This is a genomic window from Cytophaga sp., assembly GCF_051961495.1.
Classification (GTDB): Bacteria; Bacteroidota; Bacteroidia; order Cytophagales; family Cytophagaceae; genus Cytophaga.
Genome location: NZ_JBQCDF010000212.1, coordinates 1 through 3180 on the forward strand (window position 1 = coordinate 1; position 3180 = coordinate 3180).

Annotated in this window: 3 protein-coding genes; 2 read left to right on the top strand and 1 reads right to left on the bottom strand. The window is 38.7% G+C overall.

Annotated elements, in window-relative coordinates:
• Positions 1 to 1733: PAS domain-containing protein (locus ACTHJT_RS11735; protein WP_440238365.1), on the top strand; the 1733-nt coding region annotated here is incomplete at its 5' end.
• Positions 1734 to 1736: 3 nt separating this feature from the next.
• Positions 1737 to 2405 carry a response regulator gene (locus ACTHJT_RS11740; RefSeq protein WP_440238367.1) on the top strand — a complete coding sequence of 223 codons (669 nt, stop codon included), beginning with the start codon at positions 1737 to 1739 and terminating at the stop codon, positions 2403 to 2405.
• A 19-nt stretch (positions 2406 to 2424) separates the two neighbouring features.
• Here the strand turns inward: ACTHJT_RS11740 and ACTHJT_RS11745 are convergent.
• Positions 2425 to 3180 (bottom strand): DUF3089 domain-containing protein (locus ACTHJT_RS11745; RefSeq protein WP_440238369.1); only part of this gene is annotated, 756 nt, incomplete at its 5' end.

Sequence of the window (3180 nt, forward strand, 5' to 3'; positions counted from 1 at the left end):
TGACGAAACTATACATAGTTGCCTTGTCTGCCGTAGCATTTTTAACACTTATCGGTCAGCTTTTAATTCAGCAATCCATCAAAAATCAGTTAAATGATTCGTACGTAGTAAACATGGCCGGGCGGCAGCGATATTCGAGTCAGGAGATATGTAAAGTATGCCTGCTGATCCGTGATAATATTCAACACAATGCCTACCCTGAAATGGGTGCACAACTCAAGGTATTGCTTGAACAATGGAAGCAGCGCCATTCAGGCTTATTACACGGAGATACCTTATTGAAATTACCGGCCACCGAAAGTACTGTATTGAAGAAAATGTTTAAAGACATTGATCCGTACTTTTATAATGTGTACAGGAATGCAATGATTATTGCCAATGCATCGGAAGCGCCTAGCCGTGATTCTTTGATCATTGAAGCAGCTTTGCGGAAAGTCATCAATAATGAAATGTATTTCCTGGATCACATGAATAAAATCGTGTACCAATATGGAGATGAAGCCAGGGCAAAAGTATTATTGTTAAAGAAGATTGAATTTATACTGTTTGTATTAACCATTCTGATTCTGATTGCGGAAGGAATATTTATTTTCAGGCCTGTTACGATAAAGATCAAGGAGATTATTTCAGAACTCATTGATTCCGAACATAAGGCCGTAGCGCTTACCAATAAAGTTACAATTGCGAACAATTCACTCAGTAAATCTTTAAAGGATATTAAAGGAATAAATCTGGCGCTGGAATTTGCTACCATTATGGTGCGTACTGACCGGTATGGGGTGATTACTTATGCCAATGATAAATTCTGCATGACGTTAAAATATTCAAAAGAAGAGTTGATCGGTCAGCGTTTTGATCTGTTGAATAGTCATTATCACACGCAGGAGTTTTTTGATCATATGTGGACTCAGATTTCCGACGGAAATGTCTGGAATGACGAGATCCGGAACAAAGCGAAGGATGGAAGTTATGTGTGGCTGGATACCACCATTATACCTGTTCTGAATGATGAACATATACCTTCGCAGTACATTGCTATCTATACAGATTTGACAGAGAAATTCCGACATAGTGTTAATGAACACAAAATACGTACGACCTCTGTATTGGAAGGACAGGAGCGCGAAAGAAGGAAGATTGCCCGGGAGTTGCATGACGGATTGGGACAAATGCTTACAGCCTTGAAATTCAATATTCAAGGAATCAGAGGTGTTGCATCTAAAAAAGAACAGGCTCATATTGATGGCATCAAACAAATGATTCAGGATACTATTCTGGAAGTTCGTCGTATATCATTTGATCTGATGCCAAGCGTTTTGAATGATTTTGGATTGGCTGCTGCATTATATCATTTAAGTGAAAGATTTTCCCTTTCCCGCAATTCGAATGTCCAAATTCAATATGTAGGAGCAAAAGATGTTGGAAGGTTTGAAAAAAATATCGAAATTAATATTTACCGTATTATTCAGGAAGCTTTGAATAATGCAATCAAATATGCAGACGCTACAATTATCAGTATTGATCTGCAGTTTGATAATGAACATATAAAATTCTGTGTGAGTGATAATGGAAAAGGCTTTACGCCGGATAACAAAAAGAAAAGTGATGGTACGGGAAGAGGCATTACCAATATTCGTGAGCGCGTGAGTTTATTAAACGGGAATTTAATTTTTAATAGTATAATAGAAGAGGGAACTAAAATTTCGGTTGAAATTCCTGCACAAATTATTTAACATATGAAGAAGATTAACATTTTATTGGTTGATGATCATTCCATTGTTCGCGATGGGATAAAGGCTACATTAAAAGACCAGAAGAACTTCAATATTGCAGGTGAAGCAGCAAACGGGAAAGAAGCGATTGAATCAGTACGTCTGCTGAATCCGGATGTAGTGATCATGGATATAACCATGCCCGAAATGAACGGTATTGAATCTGCCGATGTAATCTCCAAAAAATACCCGCATTCTAAAGTGCTTATTTTATCCATGCACGACAATGAAACATATATTTTGAAATCGGTAGAAGCCGGAGCTTACGGCTATTTGTTGAAGGATGTTGATAAGGATGAGTTTGTGAAGGCTATTACCGCAGTTTATAACGGAGAAAAATATTTCAATACTACTATATCAAGTATGCTTGTTGCCGGTTACCTGAATAAGATCAAGGAAGGTAACGACTCAACACCATCAGCTGTTGCCGGGGCTGATGATTACGATTTAACGAAGCGTGAGAAAGGTATTCTGAAAATGATCACCGTAGGTAAAAATAACCGGGAGATTGCAGACGGGCTGGGAATCAGTATCCGTACAATAGAAACGCACCGTGCCAATATCATGAAAAAGCTGAAAGTAAAGAATGCTGTTGAACTTGTACGTATAGCGATCGACGAAAAAATAGTCTAAGGGATAAAACTGTAATGATTTACTGTGGACTGTTCTTATTATAAAAATAGTTCCGGGTTCTTCGTTCAACGTTATTTCTTATTGCCAGATAAAACAAGCTGTAATCGCATAGATGATAGCTTTTCCCTAACCGTATATAGCCACCTTTTACTGGTTTATTGACCCAAAGTATACCATTACTGATTTGGGCGCCGCAGATATTCGGATCTATGCGGTTAAGCTTGATCGGAGCGCCGCCGGGATTTAGCGATGCAGGCGCATAAGTAGTATCAGCGCTCCAGGTTAGCGGGTTGATGCATAAGCCTCCCGAAAAATATTCCGACGGTTTTAATACTGTCCCATAACGAAAAGTATTCCAGGATATATAAGCGTTCAATTGATCTGCATTTTTTGCCAATGGAATGGAAGTAAAAGTACTATCAGCTACAGGCATACCGATCAGATATGCTGCAATCATTCTTTTCTGAATTTCTTTACCATCGATTTCCTCTTTCAGCAAACGAATAAGATGATAAGAGCCCTGGCTGTGCCCCGCAATAATGAAGGGCCTGTTCTTATTCCAATGTTCCAGGTAATAATCAAATGCTGCCTTTACATCCGAGTATGCGAGGTCAAGCGCCTTTGGTCCGCTTTTATCGTTTAAGAAAGATTTTAATATGGCCTGACGGTATAAGGGGGCATAAACTTTACAGCTTACATTATATACGCTTGCCTGGGATTCTGTAATTGTACCTACCCGTGCCAGCATATTTTTATTGGAAATACTGATATTCCA